Below are 20,030 nucleotides of genomic sequence, written 5' to 3'. Positions count from 1 at the left end.
CGTGACGTACTACGACGACTTCGGCGGCCACGAGACCTTCGCCCGGCTCGTCCGCGAGTTCTACCGCGGGGTCGCCGGCGACGAGGAGCTGCGGGCCCTCTACCCCGAGGAGGACCTCGGACCGGCCGAGGAGCGGCTGCGGATGTTCTTCGAGCAGTACTGGGGTGGCCCGACGACCTACTCCGAGCAGCGCGGCCACCCACGACTGCGGATGCGGCACATGCCCTTCGCGGTGACGCCCGACATGCGGGACCGGTGGCTGCTGCACATGATGACGGCCGTCGACACGCTGGAGCTCTCCCCCGAGAACGACGACCGGCTGCGCGACTACCTCACCCGGGCCGCGTACTCCCTCGTCAACGCCCCGGGACCCGACGGCACCTTCTGATCCTCGACTCCCCGGACTCACAGCAAGTCACAGGCGGTTCACGGGTCGCCGGTCGCGGCAGGGGTGTTCGCTGGGACCAGGCACCATCCACCGCCGGGCGTGCTGCGCGCGGCGGCCGACGAAGGGGACGCGCATGGTCTCGATCAGCAGGAAGTCCGCAGGCGTGGCCGTCGTCGCCGCGACGGCGGCCGCCATCGGCCTCGGCGTCTCGCAGGGGGCACGCGCCGACGACACGGGCGCCACGCGCACGGCGACGCCCACCCCGACGGCGACCGGCACGCCGGGAGCGCCCGGGACGTCCGGGACCCCGGGCCCCGGCTGGGGACCGGGCGGCCGGCACGGCGGCATGGGCATGGGCCCCGGCCGGATGGGCTTCGGGATGGGCTTCGGGATGGGCCCCGGCGCCGACCTCTCCACGCTCGCCACGACGCTCGGCGTCGACGAGACGAAGCTGCGCGATGCGCTCACGGCCGTGCGTGACGAGCTGCGGGCCGCTCGGTCGTCGGGACAGGGCAGCAGCACGACCAAGCCCGACCCCGCGACCCTGCAGGACCAGCTCGCGACGAAGCTCGCGAGCAAGCTCGGCCTCGACGTGGCCAAGGTCAAGGCGGCCTTCGCCCAGCTGCGGACGGCGCACGAAGCCGCCGAGCAGAAGGCGCTCGACGACCGGCTCGCCGCGGCCGTCAAGGCCGGAACCCTGACCCAGGCCGAGGCCGACGCCGTCGAGAAGGCCGTCAAGGCGGGCGTCATCGACGGCCACGGCGCCGGGCCCGGCCGGCACTGACCCACCGGTCCCGCTCCCCCTCGTCGGGCGGGGGGCGGGCGGGCGCGTCAGGATGCCGCCAGGTGCTCCCGCACGGCGGGCACGACGTGGTTGCGCAGCAACGGCGCGAGGTCGGCGGGCAGCTCGGCATCGAGCCCCAGCCAGCGCTGCTCGGCGATCTCGGCCAGCGGCGCCGGCTCGTCGTCGGGCCCGAGGTGCGCGACGTAGACCGTCGCGTCGACCCAGGCCCCCGGCTCGTTCGCGGCGACGTCGAGGTAGTGCCCGAGCGGGAGCCCGCGGTCGGTGACGTCGAGGCCGACCTCCTCCATCACCTCGCGCACGGCCGCCTCCCGCGGCGTCTCGCCGGGGTCGATCTTGCCGCCGGGCAGCATGAAGCGGCTCGAGCCCGCCTTGCGGACCGTGAGCATCCGCCCGTCGCGCACGAGGGCGAAGGCAGCCGTGACAAAGGTCGTCATGGACCGTAACGCTAGTGCGTGCGACGAGGACGGATGCCGTCGGCGCGTGCCGTCGGCGCGTGCCGTCGGCGCGGGCCGTCGGCACGTGCCCTCAACGCAGGGGCGGCGGCCCGGCCTCGACGCGGCGCCGCACCTCGGCGAGCCCCTCGGCCCCCTGCGGCACGTCCCACCAGCTCTCGATCCACCACGTGGCGCCCGCCTGCTCCCACGCCGCGGGCTCCGCGGGCTCGAGCGTCGTGAACGAGCCCCACGAGTCCGCCTCGACCACGACGTCGTAGCCCTCCCACGACAGGCCCTGCTCCTCTCGCAACCGCCGGACAGGCTCGACGACGGCGGCGAACGCCGCGAGCGTCCTGGGCTGCCCGTCCGGCGGGGTGATCGCCGGGATCAGGCCCTGCCAGCGGGCGGCCCGTTCGAGGGAGCGCTGCCGGCCACCGCCCGGGGTGGGCGCCCCGACGACCCAGACCGGCGGGTGCGGTCGCTGCGGGGTGGGCGGCGGCAGCAGGAAGTCGTTGGCCTGTGCGCTGTAGTACCGGCCGGCATACCTGAACGTGGCGGCGTCGTCGAGCAGCCCGGCGTAGACCGCCAGGCTCTCGTCGAGCTTGCGCGCCCGCACCGCGCGCCCCTCGTCGGCCTCAAAGGCCAGCCACCCCGGGTGCAGCGCACCGAGCCCGACCGACATGAACGCCCGCCCGCCGCTGATCCGGTCGACGGAGCCCACGCGGGAGGCGAGGTCCCACGGCCGGTGCCGGGACGCGGGCGTCAGCAGCGTGCCGAGCCGGATGCGCTCGGTGACCATGGCGGCGGCCCCGAGCTGCACCCACGCGTCGACGCCGTAGAGCGCCTCCCACCCCAGCACGGCGTCCCACCCGCGCTCCTCGCCGAGGCGGGCGAGCTGCGCGAACTCGCGCTCGGTGGCATACGGGACGACGAAGCCGGACCTCATGCCCGGTGTCTACCCCACCCCGCCGACAGCCGGTGGAATCCGACGCGCTGCAAGAAGTTGCAGAACTTTCTTTGAGTTTTCGGGCGGATGCGGAACGATGGTGGCCCGTGACGCCATTCTCAGCCCAGACCCTGAACCACCCCTCGTCGGCGACCGACCTGCGCGAGGACCCGACCCCGGTGCACCCCGCCGACCGACCCGACGCCGCCTGGTGGCGGCAGGCCGTGATCTACCAGATCTACCCGCGCTCCTGGGCCGACAGCGACGGCGACGGGATCGGCGACCTGCCGGGCATCACCTCGCGCCTGCCGCACCTGCGCGACCTCGGGGTCGACGCGATCTGGCTCTCGCCCTTCTACACCTCGCCGCAGGCCGACGCGGGCTACGACGTCGCCGACTACCGCGACATCGACCCGATCTTCGGCTCGCTCGACGACGCCGACGCGATGATCGCGCGCGCCCACGAGCTCGGCCTCAAGGTCATCGTCGACATGGTGCCGAACCACTCCTCCGACGAGCACGCCTGGTTCCGGGCGGCCCTCGCCGCGGGACCCGGCTCGGCCGAGCGCGAGCGCTACATGTTCCGCGAGGGACGCGGCGAGCACGGCGAGCTGCCCCCGAACAACTGGGAGTCGGTCTTCGGCGGCGCCGCCTGGACCCGCGTCACCGAGGCCGACGGCAACCCCGGCCAGTGGTACCTGCACATCTTCGACACCAAGCAGCCCGACTTCAACTGGGAGCACCCCGAGGTGCGCGCCGAGTTCGAGTCGATCCTGCGCTTCTGGCTCGACCGCGGGGTGGACGGCTTCCGCGTCGACGTCGCGCACGGCCTCATCAAGGAGCAGGGCCTGCCCGACACCGAGGAGGAGCGCACCACGATGCTCGGCCACGCCGAGGACGGGCACGAGGGCGCGACCGACGGGGTCGAGGCGCCGCGCATCGACCACACGAAGCGCAGCCCGATGTGGGACCAGGACGGCGTCCACGAGGTCTACCGCGCGTGGCGGAAGATCCTCGAGTCCTACGGCACCCCCGACCGCATCCTCTGCGCCGAGGCCTGGGTCGAGCCGCAGGAGCGCGCCGTCAAGTACGTGCGCCCCGACGAGATGCACCAGGCCTTCAACTTCGACTTCCTCACCTCGTCGTGGGTGGCCGACGACCTGCGTGCCGTCATCACCTCGTCGCTGCACGCCGCCGACTCGGTCGGCGCGCCCTCGACGTGGGTGCTCTCGAACCACGACGTCGTGCGCCACGCGTCGCGCCTCGGCTTCGCGCCCGGCACGCCGCGGATGAACGGCATCGCCGCGACCGACCCGCAGCCCGACCGCGAGCTCGGCCTGCGCCGCGCCCGCGCCGCGACGACCCTCATGCTCGCGCTGCCCGGTGGCGCGTACATCTACCAGGGTGAGGAGCTCGGCCTGCCCGACTCGACCGACATGCCGGCCGAGTTCCGCCAGGACCCGACCTTCGCGCGCACCGACGGCGCCGAGACGGGTCGCGACGGCTGCCGCGTGCCGATCCCGTGGTCGTCGCAGGGCCCGTCGCTCGGCTTCGGCCCGAGCGCGAGCAGCTGGCTGCCGCAGCCGGCCGTCTACGCCGACTACGCCGTCGACCGCCAGGCGGGCGTGCCCGGTTCGACGCTCGAGCTGTACCGGGCGCTGCTGGCCGCACGCCGTGAGCTCTCGCTCGGCACCGGCTCGCTGAGCTGGGTGCAGGGGTATGCCGATGACGTGGTCGCGCTGACCAACGGCGCAGACGCCCGCGACCGCGTGCTCGTCGTCGCCAACCTCGGCGAGGCCCCGGTCGCGCTGCCCGAGGGCGCCGAGGTCGTCGTGGCCTCCGGACCGCTCGAGGACGGCCTCGTGCCGACCGACACGACCGTCTGGGCCCGCTGGGCCTGAGCGACCGGCGCTCGCCCGAGGCGGGCGCACCGCCCGACGAGGCCCCGTCCCCGGTGGACGGGGCCTCGTCGCGTCGGGACCTGTGGACGACGGGCCGCCAGCGGCCGGAGGTTCTCCTACCGTCGCTGCATGACGCGGTACGCCATGGACGCCGACGGGGTCTCCCGCGAACGGCTCGCGCTCGCGCACGACCCCGCCGAGCTGCGCGCCTGCGCCTCGGCGCTCGCGGCCGCCACGGCACACGTGCTCGGTGCGCTGGGGAACGAAGCCGCGGACGTCCGTGCGGCGACCGAGCGCTTCCGCCTCGTGCACGCGCACGCGCTCGACGCCGTGGCGGAGGCGGCCGACGCGCTCGGCGGGAGGCTCGACCGCTCGGTCGCCGAGGCTCGGGCTGTGGAGCTCGCCGTCACCCGTGCGCTCGCCGACACGGGCGGGTGGGCCACGGGCCCGGGAGCGCCGTGGAACCCGTGAGCCGCCCGGCCGCGGCCGGGCCCGACCCACCCTGGCCGGTCGCGGGCGCCCAGGCGCTGCCCGCCCCGACCGGCCGCCCGGCGGAGCTGCGCTCGGGGGCGCGTGCCGTCGCCCGGGTGGCCGTCCGCGCCCGCGCGACGCCGACCCTGCGCGGCGAGCTCGCCCCGCGCCTCGGGGCGGTGTGGACCGGCGATGCCGCCACCGCCGCCGTCGGCGAGGCAGCGGCTCTCGCGGGTCGGGCGCGCGCCGTCGTCGACGCCCTCCCGGCCGCGACCCACGCCCTCCTGGCGTATGCCGCCACGCTCGAGGGCGTCATCGCGCGGGTCCGATCGGTGCAGCGGCGCTGGGACGACGCCGACGAGGCGCACGAGCGTGCCGTCGCCGCGTTGGTTGGCGGTGCCGCCCCGGGCGGCGGTGCCACGCCGGTCACGGATCCGCTGGTCGCGGAGCACCGCCGGCGCCTGGACGACGAGCACCGCACGGCCCGCGCGAGGCTCCGACGCGCCCACGAGGAGGAGCTCGACCTCCTGCGGTCGGCGGCCCTGCGCTGCGCCTCGGCCGTCGCGGCGGCCACCGACCGCACGCTGCCGTGGCCCCTGGACCCCACGGCGGCCCGGGTGCGCGAGGCGGTGACCGGGGGTCTGCCGTTCGCCGACGGGGTCGTCGCAGCCCGGGATGCCAGGGAGTCCGCGCTCGGCGACGCGGCGGCGCTGCGCCGGGCGCTCGGCGGACCACCCGACGCAGCCGCGTTGGCCGCGTTGAGCGCCCGCCTGCGGGCCCACCGCGGTGACACCCTCCACGCCCAGGCGCTGCTGACCGAGCTCGGCGCCGACGGGTTCGGCGCGGCCGTGGCCGAGCTGACCGTGGCCGGGCCGGCCACCGACGTGGACGCCGTGCGCGAGCTCCTCGGGCTGCTCGGCTCGCTGCTCGTGTCGGCGATGGCGCCCCTGACAGCCGGGCCGCCCGCGGCGGGGCCGTCGGTGGCGGGGGCCGACCCCCGGACCCGCGACCAGCTCGCCTCGGGCGCAGCGCTGCTCGCCGACGACCTCGTCGCGGGGCTCGGGGCCGTGCGCGCCGGAGCCGGCGGCCGCGGCCGAGCCGGCGGTGGCTGGTTGCTCGGGCAGCTGCTCGTCGGCGCCCGCGCCTCAGGAGACCACCGGCCGCTGCCGGCGCGCCTCGTGCGCCGCGCGGCGGCCGCCGTGGCCGCCGCCGAGGTGGCCGAGACCTGCGACACCGACATCGGCCTGCGGCGCGGCACGACGCTGCAACCGGACGGCTCCGGCGTCTTCGCCTCGTGGTTCGACGAAGCCGGCCGCACCGGCGATGCCCTGCACGTCGTGCTGGGCGAGGCGACCGACGAGCCGGGCGCCGCAGCCGCGCTCCTCGCCGAGCCCCTGCCGGACGTCGGCGGCCTCGGGACCGCCCTGGCGAACTCGCGCGGCGACCGCCTGACGGTCGGCGAGCACCTCGTGCGCCGCTGGGTCGTCGTCGAGGCCGGCGGCACCGAGACGCACGAAGACCTGCAGCTGGCCACGGACGACGACCTCGCGCGTCTGCTCACCGGCCTCGCTGCGTCGGCGGCGGCGCCCGGCACGGTGACCGGAGGGAGCGGGCCGGGACTCGCGGCGGAGGTCAGGGCGCGGCTCCTGCTCGAGGTGTCGCGCACGAGCGCGCACGCCGTGCGGGAGGCGTCGTCGACCGCTCTCTACGCCGCCGGCACGGCCGCCCTCGAGCCCACGGTCGTGGCGTGGCTGGCCGCGATGCGAGAGAACCTCGACCGTGCGCTGGCCGCGCCGCCTCGGCCGGCCGGCGACGGGACCTACGTCGCCCCGACGACGAACGGGCCGCAGCCGCTGCTCGACGCCGACGAGCTGGCCGGTGTCGTCGCCGCGCTCGCGGTCGAGACCGGCACGGGCCTGCACGCACGCGATCCGGCGAGCGCGTACGACCTGCTGCTCGACGGGGAGCTCGCCGCGACGCGACGGTCCCTGGCGGAGGGCGGCTCGGCGAGCGCCGACCTCGTGCGCCTCGGCTTCCTCGAGCGCGCGGCCGCCGCGGCGCTCGTCGACGTGGCCCGCGCCCAGGACGATCTCGACCGGGCCGCCTGGCAGGGGCTGGCCGAGGTCAAGGGGGTGGCGTTCGCGCTGCGCGGGAACCCCGTGGCCGGGCTGCGCACCGTCATCGGCACGTATGCCACGGGTGGCACGATGCGCACGGCTGCCGACGACCTAGCCGTGGCCGTCGTGCGCTCGGACGTCGAGCTCGAGCAGACGCTCCGCGACGACGGCCGGCGGCTCGCCCTCGTGGGCCGCGTGCTGTCGATCCCCGGCATCGGCCCCGAGGCGAGCGTGAGGGCGGCCATGGACCGCGGGGCCGCGCGGGCCCCGGCCGTGCCGACGGCCCCGCAGCTGCGCGCCGCCAGGGCGGCCGAGGTCAGGGCCGCGTGGGACGCGTGGCGCGACGAGGGCTCGCGCGGGCGCGTCGAGGACGTCGCGAGGCGCGGCGTCGCCCGGGACCCGGGCCGGCTCGCCGTCGCGGCGGGCCGCGACGGACGCCTTCCCGAGCTCGACCGGCTGCCGCGCGGCCGCAGCTTGACATCCAAGATCGTCGAGAGCGAGGCCGAGCTGCGCACGCTGCTCCGCGACCTGACGCGCGGCGCGAAGCGGGTCGACGCGGGCCACTACCCCGGGATGCGCTTCCTGCGGCCGGACGGCGTCGAGGTGCGCTTCCGCGAGGCCTCGACGTCCGGTGGTGCGACGATCGACCTCACGTTCACCGACGGAACCTGGAAGAAGGTCCACATCCGATGAGGTGGTCACTGCCGACGTCGCGGCTCACCCACGAGGAGCAGCTCGACGAGCTGTTGTCCCGGGCTGCCGAGGACTGGGTGCACCCCGGTGACGTCTTCGACGTGGCCCGGTATGCCGGCCCCGCCGACGACGCCGAGCTCGTCGAGGTCGCCGTCGGCCTGGTGACGGAGCTCCTCGAGCAGGGCCTCACCGTCGCCGGCACCGTCACGCGCGAGGGGTTCGAGCCCTGGCGGCGCTCCCCCGGCTCCGCGGCCGAGCACGTCGCCGCGACGTGGCGCGCCGACCGCGACGGCGCCCAGGACTCGTTCCTGGTCTGGCTCGAGGCCACGCTTGAGGGCCTCGAGCGCGGCCGGCGCGCGTGGCGGGTCGACCGGCCGCTCGACTGACCGACCCGACTGACCGACCCGACTGACCGACCCGACTGACCGACCCGACTGACCGACCCGACTGACCGACCCGGCTGACCGACCGCGGTCGCGCTAGCCTCGGCCGCATGGCGCGACCACGGCCCTACCTCGACCGCACCCCGGTGGCGCTCGCGCACCGGGGCGGCGCCCGCTACGCACCGAACGTCGGGCTCGAGAACACCCTGACGGCGTTCGGCAACGCCGTCGCGCTCGGCTACACCCACCTCGAGACCGACGTGCACGTCACCCGCGACGGGCGCCTCGTGGCCTTCCACGACGTGCGCCTCGACCGCGTCAGCGACCGGCGGGGGCGCCTGCGCGACCTGACGTGGGCCGAGGTGTCGACCGCGACGCTGGGCGACCCGTCCCGTGGCGTGACCGAACGCGTCCCGCTCCTGACGGAGGTGCTCGACGCCTGGCCCACCGTCAACCTCAACATCGACCTCAAGGCGCCCGGCACCGCCGAGCCGCTCTGGCAGCTCGTGCAGGAGCGCGCGCTGCACGAGCAGGTCTGCGTCGGCTCCTTCTCGCAGCGACACCTCAGCCGGTTCCGCCGCCTCTCCCGCGGCACCGTCGCCACCGCCGCGGGCCAGGTCGGCACGGCTGCGGCGCGCTTCGGGCCGGGCTGGCTGCCCCGGGCCCTGCGCACGCCGGCCGACGTGTTCCAGGTGCCCCCGTCGGTCACGGTGCGGGGGCGCACCGTGCCGGTCGTGACGCCCGGTCTCGTGCGGGCCGCGCACCAGGCCGGCAAGCAGGTGCACGTGTGGACGATCGACGAGCCCGACGAGATGCACCGCCTCCTCGACCTCGGGGTCGACGGGCTCGTGAGCGACCGCATCGACGTGCTCAAGCAGGTGCTCGTCGACCGCGGGTCGTGGACCGGGCGCCTCTGACCCGCAGCGTGGTCAGCGCACGAGCACGTGCCCGCGCGTCGTGCTGAGACGGGTCCAGCGTCCTTGCGCGGCAAGGGCCGCGGGCTCACCCGGCACGACGAAGCCCAGCACGTGCGCCCCGAAGGCGAGCCCGGCCGCGATGGGCGGCACGGTGTCGCTCATGGACCCCCACACACGGCGTCGGAGCGCGTCGACCGCATGACCACCGGCGCCGTCGGGCGAGCCCGTGGCGATGTCGGAGATGCCTTGTCTGGCGATCGAGTCCACGACCTCACCGGCGAGCTGGCCGACGGGCTCCCACCCGTCGCGCGGGGGTGTGAGCCCACTCCACGGTGCCCTGACCGTCACCGGCGGCACGGAGAAGACTGCCGAGTCCGTCTGGTGCGCAAGGCGATCGGAGACGGAGGCGAACGACACGGTGACGTCGACGTCGTCCGACGGGCGGATCGGGACCGCCCGGAGCCCCAGCACCGTCCCCTCGCCCATCAGTCCGCTCCCCTCGATCACGGCGACCGTGGTGAGCAGCACGGTGCCCATCGTCTGCAGGCGCACCGCTCCGTCCGGGTTCGCCCGTCGGGCGCGCCCGACGAAGGTGGCGAGGTCGGACAGCCCGCGCGGGTCGCCCAGGTCGATGGTCGGCGTGCTGCTCACCGCTTGCGCCTGCGGAACGGGGCGCGGTCACCGAGGCGGCGCTCGAGCGATGCGCGCTCCTCGGGGCGCATCCGCCGGGGCGAGGCGCCGGCGAAGTCGTAGAGCGCCAGCTCGGTCTCGGCGACGGCGTAGACGGGCGGCTCCCCCGGGGCGTCGGCCGCCGCCGGGTCGGTGACGATGTAGGCGACGTCGAAGCCGGCGCCGCCGATGCGCGAGACCCAGAGCTGGATCTCGACCGGCTCGTGGCGGAAGCCGAGGGGGCGCCGGTACTCGATCTCGTGACGCGACACGAGCACGCCCTCGTCGAGCAGCGACTTGTCGCCCGCACCGGCGGCGTCGAACCAGTCGCGGAACGCGATGACACGGGCGTCCTCGAGCAGCCGGAGGAACTGCACGTTGTTGATGTGCGCGTAGGCGTCCATGTCCGACCAGCGCAACGAGACGTGCGCGGCATACGGCGTGGTCTGCGTCATGGGCCCATCCTTCCAGCCTGTCGGGCCGTCGGGTCGTCCACACCCCCTCAGCGGACGGCAGCGGTCGTCCACAGGCCAGGTGTGCCGTGCGGCGCGGTCGGTGGCGCGACGTAGGTTGGTCCCATGTCGCCCTCCACCGCCGCCCCTGCCGTCGCCGACGTCGACTCCGACCTCCGCGACCGCGCCACGGCGGCCCTGCGACGGCTCGTCGGCCGCGACGACGTCGACTTCCGCGACGGGCAGCTCGAGGCCGTCAACGAGCTCGTCGCCGGCCGCCGCCGGGTGCTCGTCGTGCAGCGCACGGGGTGGGGCAAGTCCGCCGTCTACTTCGTGGCGACCGCGCTGCGCCGCGCCGAGGGCGCCGGGCCCACGGTCATCGTCAGCCCCCTCCTCGCGCTGATGCGCGACCAGATCGGGGCCGCCCAGCGAGCCGGCATCCGGGCCGTCACGCTCAACTCGACGAACGCCGACGAGTGGGGTGCCGTCTCCGGCGCGCTGGCCCGCGGCGAGGTCGACGTCCTCCTCGTGAGCCCCGAGCGGCTCAACAACCCGCGCTTCCGCGACGAGCAGCTGCCGGCGCTCGCCGAGTCGTGCGGGCTCCTCGTCGTCGACGAGGCGCACTGCATCAGCGACTGGGGTCACGACTTCCGACCCGACTACCGCCGCATCCGCGACCTGCTGACGACCCTGCCCGAGCGCACCCCGGTGCTCGCGACGACCGCCACCGCCAACGCCCGCGTCGTCACCGACGTCGTCGAGCAGCTCGGCGCGGGCGGGCGCGACGTGCTCACGCTCCGCGGCCCGCTCGCGCGGGCGTCGCTGCGCCTCGGCGTGCTGCCGCTCGCCTCGCCCGAGCAGCGCCTCGCCTGGCTCATCGCCCACCTGGGCGAGCTCTCCGGCTCCGGCATCGTCTACGCCCTGACCGTCGCCGCCGCCGAGGACGTGGCGGTCGCCCTGCGCGAGGCCGGTCACGAGGTGGCGGCCTACACCGGGCGCACCGAGCCCGCCGAACGCATCCGGCTCGAGGAGGCCCTGCGCGACAACCGGGTCAAGGCGCTCGTCGCGACCTCGGCGCTCGGCATGGGCTTCGACAAGCCCGACCTCGGCTTCGTGCTGCACCTCGGGGCGCCGTCCTCGCCGGTGGCCTACTACCAGCAGGTCGGTCGCGCCGGCCGAGCCACCGACCGCGCCGACGTCCTGCTCATGCCCGGCCCGGAGGACAAGGACATCTGGCGCTACTTCGCCTCCGCCTCGATGCCCCGCCAGGACCAGGCCGACGCCGTCCTGCGGGCCCTCGCCGAGTCGCCCAAGGCCCTCTCGACGGTCGCCCTCGAGTCGATCGTCGACGTCCGGCGCACGCGCCTCGAGCTGCTGCTCAAGGTGCTCGACGTCGACGGCGCGGTCCACCGGGTGCCCGGCGGCTGGATGGCGACGGGCGAGCCGTGGACCTACGACGCCGAGCGCTACGGGCGCGTCAGCGAGGCCCGTGACCGCGAGCAGCAGCTCATGGTCGACTACGAACGCACCGACGGCTGCCGCATGGCGTTCCTGCAGACCTGCCTCGACGACGCCGGTGCCGAGCCGTGCGGACGCTGCGACCGCTGCACCGAGCCGTGGTTCGAGACGGCCATCCCCGCGGCCGCGGTCGACACCGCCCGCTCCCGGCTCGAGCGGCCCGGCGTCGTGCTCGAGCCGCGCGCGCAGTGGCCGAGCGGCATGGACCGGCTGGGGGTGCCGCTCAAGGGCCGCATCGCCCCGTCGGTGTCGATGGGCGAGGGCCGCGCCGTCGCGCGCCTCAGCGACCTCGGCTGGGGCCAGCGGCTGCGCGAGCTGCTCCGCTCCGGCGACCGCGCCGTGCCCGCCGAGGTGGTGCGGGCCTGCGTCGACGTGCTCGCCGGCTGGGGCTGGCAGGAGCGGCCCGCCGCCATCGTCTCCGTGCCGTCGCGCCGACGGCCCGAGCTCGTGACCACGCTCGCCGCGGGGCTCGGCGAGCTCGGCCGGCTGCCCTACCTCGGGGCGCTCGACCTCGTCGAGGGCGGCCCGGTCGGCGAGCCCGGCGGCAACAGCGCCTTCCGGCTCGCGAACGTCTGGGGCCGGCTCGCGGTGGGCGCCGACCTCGCCGCCGCGCTGGCCGGCGTCCCGGGCCCGGTGCTGCTCGTCGACGACGTCAGCGACTCGCGCTGGACCCTCACCGTGTGCGCCGGACTGCTGCGCGAGGCCGAGGCGCCCGCCGTGCTCCCCCTCACCCTCGCGCTCGAGGCCTGACGCCGGCCGGAGGGCGCAGCGCGGGACCGGCAGCGACCACTAGGGTCGAGCTGTGAGTGCCGACGCCACGCCCGACCCGCGCCCGCTGACCCCGCTCGAGGACCTCCTCGACGTCCTCGACCTCAAGGACGTCGGGACGGCACACATCGCCGTCACCGACGTGCAGGGACGCGACGCCACCGAGTCGATCGGCGCGACGTCGGCGCGCGTCTTCGAGGGCCGCAGCCAGAAGATGCCGCACGGGCGCGTCTTCGGCGGCCAGGTGCTCGCCCAGTGCGTCATGGCCGCCGGGATCACGGTCCGCGACCTCGACGACGGCGACGGCGCCCGTCCGATCCACTCCCTGCACGGCTACTTCATGCGCCCCGGCGACGACACGCTGCCGATCCGCTTCGCCGTCGAGGAGATGCGCGACGGCAACTCGTTCTCGACCCGGCGCGTGCACGCCGTCCAGAAGGGCGCGCCCATCATGTCGATGGTCTGCTCGTTCCAGGAGCGGGCCGGCGGGCTCGACCACCAGGAGCCGATGCCCGACGTCGTCGGCCCCGAGGGGCTCGTGTCGCTCGCCGAGTCGTTCCGCGGGGTCGACCACCCGGGCGCCCGGCACATCGCGGAGTCGCGGCCCATCGAGCTGCGGCCCGTCGAGAGCAACATGTTCGTCGACGCCGGGCCGGAGCAGGTCGCCACGAACCACGTGTGGATGCGGGCCGTCGACCGGCTGCCCGACGACCCGCTGCTGCACGCCGCGGTGCTCGCCTACTCGAGCGACTACACGCTCCTCGAGCCGGTCCTGCGCCGGCACGGCCTCGTGTGGAGCGACCCGCGCCTCCGCGTCGCCAGCCTCGACCACTCGATGTGGTTCCACCGCGACGCCCGCGCGGACGAGTGGCTGCTCTACGACCAGCAGTCGCCCTCCGCGGTCAGCGGCCGTGGGCTCTCGATCGGCCAGATCTTCGGCGCCGACGGCGTGCTCGTGGCGACGACCGCGCAGGAGGGCATGGTCCGGGTCAAGGAGTCCTGACCCGGACCGTGCCCTCGGCCCTCAGTGGTGCTCGCCGGCGCTCACACGGTGCGCAGCACGGCCACGTCGTGGCCGTCGAGGCGTACGCCCTGGGCGTCGACGATCGGCGAGCGTCCCCACGAGGCGAGCACGTGCTCGACCTCGCCCGAGAACGGCACCTGCTGCGAGCGGCCGGCCAGGTTCGCGACGACGTGCACGCGTCCGCGGCTCACCACGATCCAGCGGGCGTCCTCGTCGAAGCGCACCGAGGTGGCCCGCAGGTCGCCCGACGCGACGTCCGGCTGGCTGCGCCTGACCTTGATCAGCTCGCGGTAGAAGTGCAGCATCTCGATGTGGCCCGGCGCGACCGGCTCGTGCCAGTCCAGCACGCTGTCGGCACGCGTGGCGGGATCCTGCGGGTCCGGCACGTCGGCCTCGTCCCAGCCGTGCGCGGCGAACTCGGCCCGCCGTCCGGACCGGACGGCGTCGGCGAGCCACTCCTCCTCGAAGGAGGTGAAGAAGGCGAACGGGGTCGAGGCCCGCCACTCCTCGCCCATGAAGAGCATCGCCGTGAACGGGGAGAGCAGGTAGAGCGCGGCGCCCACCGCCTGCTGCCCCGGCGAGACCTGCGCGCTGATGCGATCGCCCGTCGCACGGTTGCCGACCTGGTCGTGCGTCTGCAGGTAGGCGAGGAAGCGGTGGCCCGAGTGGGCCTCGGGGTCGACGCGCGCACCCCACCGCTCGCCGCGGAAGGTCGACATGCGCCCGTCGTGCAGGAACGCGTCGGTGAGGGTCTTCGCGAGCACCGAGACGGGCCCGCCCTCCGGCCAGGCCTCGGTGCCGCCCGCGAAGTCGGCGTAGTAGCCCTGCGTCTCACCCGTCAGCGCGACGTGCAGGGCGTGGTGGATGTCGTCGTCCCACTGCGCCGTCATGCCGCGGCCGCCCTCGTCCGTCGGCGTCACCATGACCGCGTCGTTGAGGTCGCTCTCCGCCACGAGGTCCAGCGGTCGGCCGAGCTCCGTTGCGAGAGAAGCGGTCTCGTCGGAGAGCTGCGCCAGGATGTGTGGCTCCGACTCGTCGCGCAGCTCGTGCACGGCATCGAGGCGCAGCGCGTCGACGTGGAAGTCACGGAACCAGCGCAGCGCGTTGTCGACGATCCACCTGCGCACCTCGTGGCTGCCGTCGGCGTCGAGGTTGACCGCCGGGCCCCACGGGGTCATGTGGGTGTCGGTGAAGTACGGCCCGAACTCGGCCAGGTAGTTGCCGGTCGGCCCGAGGTGGTTGTAGACGACGTCGAGGCAGACCCCGAGGCCCCGCACGTGGCACGCGTCGACGAAGCGCTGGAAGGCCGCCGGGCCCCCGTAGGCGTGCTGCACGGCATACGGCGCGACGCCGTCGTAGCCCCAGCCGTGCGTGCCGCCGAACGCGGCGACCGGCATGACCTCGACGACGTCGACGCCGAGGTCGACGAGGTGCTCGAGGTGGGCGACCGCGGCGTCGAAGGTGCCCTCGGGGGTGAACGTGCCGACGTGCAGCTCGTAGACCACGCCCCCGAGGATGCCGCGACCGTCGCGGGCTCCCCGCCAGGACGCGTCGGACCAGGCGTGCGCCGACGGGTCGAACGTGCGGCTCGCGCCGTGCACGCCGTGCGGCAGCCAGGCCGACCGGGGGTCGGGCCGTGGGTCGCCGCCGTCGAGGCTGAAGGCGTAGTCCAGCTCGTCGTCGGTGGGGCGTTCCCAGGACCACCAGCCGCCGTCCTGCGCCACCATCGGCGCGCGGGCGGCCGCCGTGGTCGGCTCGAGCCCCGGTCCCCGCAGGCGCGTGGCGACGACCTCGACGCTCGAGGCGCCCGGCGCCCACACCCGGATGCTCCCGGCCATCAGGCCTCCTCCTCCGTGACGCGGACGAGCAGCGCGACGGGCAGGCCCGCCCGGCCGTCGTCCGAGGCGCCGACGAGCTCGGCGAGCCGCACGGCGCCTCCCTCGAACGTGCGTGCCGACACGACGTCGGACCAGCGCCCCGAGGGCAGGGCGACGCTCGCGTCGCCGAAACCGCCGCCGTCGGCCAGCCGGCCCGCGAGACGCGTGGCGACGACGACGACCTGGACGCCCTCCGACGTGCCACGCCCGAAGGCGAGCGCGTGCTCGGTGCCGGTGTCGAGCGCGACGTAGGTCGCGTCGGTGCCGGTGAAGCACTCCGGCCACTCACGGCGGGTGCGCAGCGCGGCCGCCGTGACGAGCAGCTTCTCGTCGTGCAGGTCGACGGGCTCGGCTCCCCCGTCGAGCCGCGCGAGGCGGTCGCGACGCTCGCCGTAGTCGACGAGCCTCCGGTTGTCGGGGTCGACGAGCGAGAGGTCGACGAGGTCGGTGCCCTGGTAGACGTCGGGCACGCCGGGCATCGTCAGCTGCACGAGCTTCTGACCCAGCACGTTGGCCCGCGTCTCGGGCGCCGTCGACGCCACCCACGACTCGACGTGCTCGGCCACGGCCGGCGTCGTGACGATCCCCGTGACGAACCGCTCGACGGCGGCCTCGTAGGCCTCGTCGGGCTCGGTCCAACGGGTGTGCAGCTTCGACTCGCGAATCGCCTTGAGGGCGTAGGCCTGCAGTCGCTCCTCGCTGATCGGCCACGCGCCGACCACGGTCTGCCAGAGGAAGTACTCGGTCAGTGCGTCGAGCTCGTCCGCGCGGACGTCGTCCGCGAGCACACGCGCCCGGCGCACCCAGGTGGCCCACGCATCCGGACGCTCGGCGAGCACGAAGAGGCGTGCGCGCACGTCCTCCGCCCGCTTGGTGTCGTGCGTCGAGAGCGTCGTCATCGCCTGCGGCCACTCGGCGAGCAGGGTCTCGGCGAACCGGTGGAAGTCGGCCGCCGGCACCCCGACGAGCGTCGGGTCGCCACCGACCTCGTTGAGACCGACGAGTCGCACGTGGCGGTAGTACGCCGTGTCCTCGATGGCCTTGGCCATGGCCGGCCCGCACGTCTGCTGGAACCGGACGACGAACTCGTCTGCCGCAGCGCGGTCCTCGGCGCTGCCCTGACCCAGGGCCAGGTCGAGCACCCCGGTGACGGCGGCCGGGTCGAGCTCACCCACGACGTGCGCGCCGCGCGACGCGGCGGCCTGCAGCTCGGCCGCGTCGTCGGCGTGCGCGGGCGTGCCCGGCCGGAGGTAGACGCGGTAGCGCTCCATGCCGACGAGCATCGCCTCGACGACGGTGCGGGCGGCGGCCTCGTCGAGGTCGGGCCGGGCGCGCGCGACGAGGCGCAGCAGGCGGCTCACCTCGGTGGCGAGCATGACCTGCACGACCCAGCGCTTCGACTCGGCGACGATGGCCTCGAGGTCCTGCCGCTCCCCGAGCAGCTCGGTGGAGAGGTCGGTGAGGGGCTCGGCGCCCGAGGGGTCGACGAAGAGGCCGCCGACCCGCAGCATCGCGTCGTAGCCGGTCGTGCCCGCGGTGCGCCACGTCGGCGGCAGGGTCTCGTCGCCCTCGAGGATCTTCTCGACGACGACCCAGGCGTCGCCCGTCTCGTCCCCGAGCCGTGCGAGGTAGCCCTCGGGGTCGGCGAGGCCGTCCGGGTGGTCGATCCGCAGCCCGTCGATGGCGCCCGAGCGGATGCCGTCGACGAGCAGGGCGTGCGTGGCGTCGAACACCTCGGGCACCTCGACGCGCACCGCGATGAGCGACGTGACGTCGAAGAAGCGCCGGTAGTTGAGCTCGGAGTCCCCGACCGTCCACGAGGCGAGGCGGTAGTGCTGGCGCGCGAGCACGTCGGCCAGGGGGGCGGTCACGTCGGTGCCCGGGGCGACCGGGAAGACGTGGTCGTAGTAGCGCACCACGGCCTCCCCCTCGTGCTCGCCGAGCTCGAGCTCGCCGTCGGCGAGCACGTCGTCGAGCGACGACCCGAGGACGGGCATGAGGATCCTCCCGTCCTGGGCGTCCCAGTCCACGTCGAACCACGTGGCGTATGCCGACGCCCGGCCCTCGCGCAGCACCGACCACAGGGGGCGGTTGAGCGAGAGGGGCGTCGGGGTCGTCATGTGGTTGGGCACCACGTCGACCACGACGCCGAGGCCGGCCGCGTGGGCCGCCTCGACGAGCTGCGCGAAGGCCTCGTCACCGCCGAGGCCCTCGGCGACCCGGGTGTGGTCGACGACGTCGTAGCCGTGCTTGGAGCCCGACGACGCCTGGAGCACCGGCGAGAGGTAGAGGTGGGTGACCCCGAGCGTCGCGAGATGGCCGACCCGGGCCACGGCGTCCGCGAGGGTGAAGTCCGGCTCCAGCTGGAGCCGGTGGGTCGAGACGGGCGCCGTGGCGTACCTCACGCGGAGGCCTCCTCCGTGATGCCGGGAACGGTGGTCGTGACGATCTCGCGCGGGCAGCGCAGCACGACGGTGCTCCGCGGCTGCACCTGGATCTGCCAGGTCGGCTCGAGCGTGGTGCTCTCGACGACGGCCAGCGCGGTGTCGATGACGGGGACCCACTGGGCGCCCCACTCGTCGTCGGGCAGCGTGAAGGTCAGGACCTCGTCGTGCGCGTTGAACATGACGAGGAACGAGTCACCGAGGATCTGCTGGCCGCGGGGGTCGGGCTCCGGGATGGCCGAGCCGTTGAGGAAGACCATGAGCGACTTCGCGCGGCCGTCGCTCCAGGTCTGCTCGTCCATGTGGCTCGCCTCGGGCGTGAACCAGGCGATGTCGCCGAGCTCGCTCTCGCCGCCGTGGTCGGCGCTGCCGGCGAAGAAGCGACGCCGGCGGAACACCGGGTGCTCGCGCCGGAGCCTGACGAGCGACTGGGTGAAGGCGAGCAGCTGCTGGTCGTCCTCGTCGAGCACCCACTGGATCCAGGAGATGTCGTTGTCCTGGCAGTAGCCGTTGTTGTTGCCGCCCTGCGTGCGCCCGAGCTCGTCGCCGTGCAGGAGCATCGGCACGCCCTGCGAGAAGAGCAGCGTCGTGAGGAAGTTGCGCTGCTGGCGCAGCCGCAGCTCGCGGACGCCCTCGTCGTCCGTCGGGCCCTCGACGCCGCAGTTCCACGAGCGGTTGTGGCTCTCGCCGTCGTTGTTGCCCTCGCCGTTGGCCTCGTTGTGCTTCTCGTTGTAGGAGACGAGGTCGCGCAGCGTGAAGCCGTCGTGAGCCGTGACGAAGTTGATCGACGCGATCGGCTTGCGGCCCGAGTGCTCGTAGAGGTCGCTCGATCCCGTGAAGCGCGAGGCGAACTCGCCGAGCGCGCCACCCTCACCGCGCCAGAAGTCGCGCACGGTGTCGCGGAACTTGCCGTTCCACTCCGTCCACAGGGGCGGGAAGTTGCCGACCTGGTAGCCGCCCTCGCCGACGTCCCACGGCTCGGCGATGAGCTTGACCTGGCTGACGACCGGGTCCTGCTGGATGAGGTCGAAGAAGGCCGACAGCTTGTCGACCTCGTGGAACTGGCGCGCGAGCGTCGCGGCAAGGTCGAAGCGGAAGCCGTCGACGTGCATCTCCGTCACCCAGTAGCGCAGCGAGTCCATGATCAGCTGCAGCACGTGGGGGCTGCGCATCAGCAGGCTGTTGCCGGTGCCGGTCGTGTCGTAGTAGTGCGTGAGGTCGTCGCTGACGAGCCGGTAGTAGCTGTTGTTGTCGAGGCCGCGGTAGGCGAGCGTCGGGCCCATGTGGTTGCCCTCGGCCGTGTGGTTGTAGACGACGTCGAGGATGACCTCGATGTTCGCCGCGTGCAGCTCCTTGACCATCGCCTTGAACTCGAGCACCTGCTGCCCGCGCTGCCCGCCGGCCGCGTACTCGTTGTGGGGTGCGAGGAACCCGATGGTGTTGTAGCCCCAGTAGTTCGACAGGCCGCGGTCGACGAGCGGCGCGTCCTGCACGAACTGGTGGACCGGCATGAGCTCGATGGCCGTGATGCCGAGGTCGCTGAGGTGCTTGATCATCGCCGGGTGCGCGATGCCGGCGTAGGTGCCGCGGATCTCCTCGGGGATCTCCGGGTGCAGCATCGTCAGGCCCTTGACGTGGGCCTCGTAGATCACCGTCTCGTGGTACTCGTGCCGCGGCGGGCGGTCGTCGCCCCAGTCGAAGAACGGGTTGACGACGACCGAGTGCATCGTGTGGCGCACGCTGTCGTCGGTGTTGATCTCCGTCGTCGTCGCCGCGTCCTCGTCACCGAACGTGTACGAGTAGAGCGACTGGTCGTTCTCGGCCTGGCCCTCGATGGCCTTGGCGTAGGGGTCGAGCAGGAACTTGCTCGGGTTGCAGCGGTGACCGTTCTCGGGGTCGTACGGGCCGTGCACGCGGAAGCCGTAGCGCTGCCCCGGCTGCACGTAGGGGACGTAGCCGTGCCACACGAACCCGTCGACCTCCGGCAGGTCGAGGCGGGTCTCGCCGAGGTCGTCGTCGAGCAGGCAGAGCTCGATGCGCTCGGCCACCTCCGAGAAGACGGCGAAGTTGACTCCAGAACCGTCGTAGGTCGCCCCGAGGGGGTAGGGCTTGCCGGGCCAGATCTCCATGGACCTTCTTTTCCGTCATCGGTCGTGGCGCGGGGGCCACGGCGCCACAGGTGGGGCGTCGAGCGGACGACAGTGGCCGCAGTGCGCATTCTCT

16 protein-coding genes are annotated in these 20,030 nt (G+C 74.3%); 9 read left to right on the top strand and 7 right to left on the bottom strand.

Annotated features, from left to right (window positions below):
* Position 1: 1 nt before the first annotated feature.
* Together ABT295_RS19790 and ABT295_RS19785 are read left to right on the top strand one after the other, a co-directional pair.
* Entirely contained in the window at positions 2-388 is a 387-nt protein-coding gene (locus ABT295_RS19790) for a globin (protein WP_502991228.1), read from the top strand.
* A gap of 133 nt (positions 389-521) precedes the next feature.
* Complete coding sequence (locus ABT295_RS19785; protein ID WP_352396122.1) at positions 522-1,172, top strand: hypothetical protein; 651 nt, start codon at positions 522-524, stop codon at positions 1,170-1,172.
* Between the two features lie 47 nt (positions 1,173-1,219).
* Here the strand turns inward: ABT295_RS19785 and ABT295_RS19780 are convergent, their stop codons facing one another.
* Positions 1,220-1,627, bottom strand: a complete 408-nt coding sequence (locus tag ABT295_RS19780; protein WP_352396121.1) for an NUDIX hydrolase — start codon at positions 1,625-1,627, stop codon at positions 1,220-1,222.
* Between the two features lie 91 nt (positions 1,628-1,718).
* Positions 1,719-2,573, bottom strand: a complete 855-nt coding sequence (locus ABT295_RS19775; protein WP_352396120.1) for an LLM class flavin-dependent oxidoreductase — start codon at positions 2,571-2,573, stop codon at positions 1,719-1,721.
* Positions 2,574-2,680: 107 nt separating this feature from the next.
* Here ABT295_RS19775 and ABT295_RS19770 point away from each other — a divergent pair, with 107 nt between their 5' ends.
* The 5 genes from ABT295_RS19770 to ABT295_RS19750 all read left to right on the top strand — a co-directional run bounded on the left by ABT295_RS19770 (position 2,681) and on the right by ABT295_RS19750 (position 9,055).
* A complete protein-coding gene (locus ABT295_RS19770; RefSeq protein ID WP_502991227.1) occupies positions 2,681-4,474 on the top strand; it encodes a glycoside hydrolase family 13 protein in 1,794 nt (597 codons plus the stop codon).
* A gap of 129 nt (positions 4,475-4,603) precedes the next feature.
* Positions 4,604-4,945: a hypothetical protein gene (locus ABT295_RS19765; protein ID WP_352396119.1), complete on the top strand. Its 342-nt coding sequence runs from the start codon at positions 4,604-4,606 to the stop codon at positions 4,943-4,945.
* Positions 4,942-7,755: a hypothetical protein gene (locus ABT295_RS19760; RefSeq protein WP_352396118.1), complete on the top strand. Its 2,814-nt coding sequence runs from the start codon at positions 4,942-4,944 to the stop codon at positions 7,753-7,755. The genes ABT295_RS19765 and ABT295_RS19760 overlap by 4 nt, the downstream gene beginning before the upstream one ends.
* Positions 7,752-8,141 carry a hypothetical protein gene (locus ABT295_RS19755; RefSeq protein WP_352396117.1) on the top strand — a complete coding sequence of 130 codons (390 nt, stop codon included), beginning with the start codon at positions 7,752-7,754 and terminating at the stop codon, positions 8,139-8,141. Before ABT295_RS19760 ends, ABT295_RS19755 begins: the two co-directional genes overlap by 4 nt.
* Positions 8,142-8,248: 107 nt before the next feature.
* Positions 8,249-9,055: a glycerophosphodiester phosphodiesterase family protein gene (locus tag ABT295_RS19750; protein ID WP_352396116.1), complete on the top strand. Its 807-nt coding sequence runs from the start codon at positions 8,249-8,251 to the stop codon at positions 9,053-9,055.
* 12 nt (positions 9,056-9,067) lie between these two features.
* On the opposite strand, the gene ABT295_RS19745 is transcribed toward ABT295_RS19750, so the two are convergent.
* Both ABT295_RS19745 and ABT295_RS19740 read right to left on the bottom strand, forming a co-directional pair.
* Entirely contained in the window at positions 9,068-9,706 is a 639-nt protein-coding gene (locus ABT295_RS19745) for a DUF8185 domain-containing protein (protein WP_352396115.1), read from the bottom strand.
* Entirely contained in the window at positions 9,703-10,179 is a 477-nt protein-coding gene (locus ABT295_RS19740; RefSeq protein WP_352396114.1) for an acyl-CoA thioesterase, read from the bottom strand. Before ABT295_RS19740 ends, ABT295_RS19745 begins: the two co-directional genes overlap by 4 nt.
* A gap of 123 nt (positions 10,180-10,302) precedes the next feature.
* On the opposite strand from ABT295_RS19740, the gene ABT295_RS19735 reads away from it, so the two are divergent.
* Both ABT295_RS19735 and ABT295_RS19730 read left to right on the top strand, forming a co-directional pair.
* Positions 10,303-12,444: a RecQ family ATP-dependent DNA helicase gene (locus ABT295_RS19735; protein ID WP_352396113.1), complete on the top strand. Its 2,142-nt coding sequence runs from the start codon at positions 10,303-10,305 to the stop codon at positions 12,442-12,444.
* Positions 12,445-12,496: 52 nt separating this feature from the next.
* Positions 12,497-13,465, top strand: a complete 969-nt coding sequence (locus ABT295_RS19730) for an acyl-CoA thioesterase (protein WP_352396112.1) — start codon at positions 12,497-12,499, stop codon at positions 13,463-13,465.
* 41 nt (positions 13,466-13,506) lie between these two features.
* On the opposite strand, the gene treZ is transcribed toward ABT295_RS19730, so the two are convergent.
* The 3 genes from treZ to glgX are packed head-to-tail and all read right to left on the bottom strand — an operon-like array spanning position 13,507 to position 19,936.
* A complete protein-coding gene (treZ, locus tag ABT295_RS19725; protein ID WP_352396111.1) occupies positions 13,507-15,324 on the bottom strand; it encodes a malto-oligosyltrehalose trehalohydrolase in 1,818 nt (605 codons plus the stop codon).
* On the bottom strand, positions 15,324-17,768 hold the full coding sequence (treY, locus tag ABT295_RS19720) for a malto-oligosyltrehalose synthase (RefSeq protein WP_352396110.1): 2,445 nt from the start codon (positions 17,766-17,768) through the stop codon (positions 15,324-15,326). The genes treZ and treY overlap by 1 nt, the downstream gene beginning before the upstream one ends.
* Positions 17,765-19,936, bottom strand: a complete 2,172-nt coding sequence (glgX, locus tag ABT295_RS19715; protein WP_352396109.1) for a glycogen debranching protein GlgX — start codon at positions 19,934-19,936, stop codon at positions 17,765-17,767. Before glgX ends, treY begins: the two co-directional genes overlap by 4 nt.
* Positions 19,937-20,030 lie beyond the last annotated feature (94 nt).

The organism is Terrabacter sp. NPDC000476 (assembly GCF_040300125.1).
Taxonomy (GTDB): domain Bacteria; phylum Actinomycetota; class Actinomycetes; order Actinomycetales; family Dermatophilaceae; genus Terrabacter.
The sequence above is the reverse complement of the archived record's forward strand: the minus strand, read 5'-3'. Positions and strand labels throughout refer to the sequence as shown.

Bases quoted from the DNA above. Each gene is read 5' to 3' on its own strand.
- ABT295_RS19785 (WP_352396122.1), top strand. From the start codon at position 522: ATGGTCTCGATCAGCAGGAAGTCCGCAGGCGTGGCCGTCGTCGCCGCG.
- ABT295_RS19780 (WP_352396121.1), bottom strand. From the start codon at position 1,627: ATGACGACCTTTGTCACGGCTGCCTTCGCCCTCGTGCGCGACGGGCGG.
- ABT295_RS19775 (WP_352396120.1), bottom strand. From the start codon at position 2,573: ATGAGGTCCGGCTTCGTCGTCCCGTATGCCACCGAGCGCGAGTTCGCG.
- ABT295_RS19765 (WP_352396119.1), top strand. From the start codon at position 4,604: ATGACGCGGTACGCCATGGACGCCGACGGGGTCTCCCGCGAACGGCTC.
- ABT295_RS19755 (WP_352396117.1), top strand. From the start codon at position 7,752: ATGAGGTGGTCACTGCCGACGTCGCGGCTCACCCACGAGGAGCAGCTC.
- ABT295_RS19750 (WP_352396116.1), top strand. From the start codon at position 8,249: ATGGCGCGACCACGGCCCTACCTCGACCGCACCCCGGTGGCGCTCGCG.
- ABT295_RS19740 (WP_352396114.1), bottom strand. From the start codon at position 10,179: ATGACGCAGACCACGCCGTATGCCGCGCACGTCTCGTTGCGCTGGTCG.
- ABT295_RS19735 (WP_352396113.1), top strand. From the start codon at position 10,303: ATGTCGCCCTCCACCGCCGCCCCTGCCGTCGCCGACGTCGACTCCGAC.
- treZ (WP_352396111.1), bottom strand. From the start codon at position 15,324: ATGGCCGGGAGCATCCGGGTGTGGGCGCCGGGCGCCTCGAGCGTCGAG.
- glgX (WP_352396109.1), bottom strand. From the start codon at position 19,936: ATGGAGATCTGGCCCGGCAAGCCCTACCCCCTCGGGGCGACCTACGAC.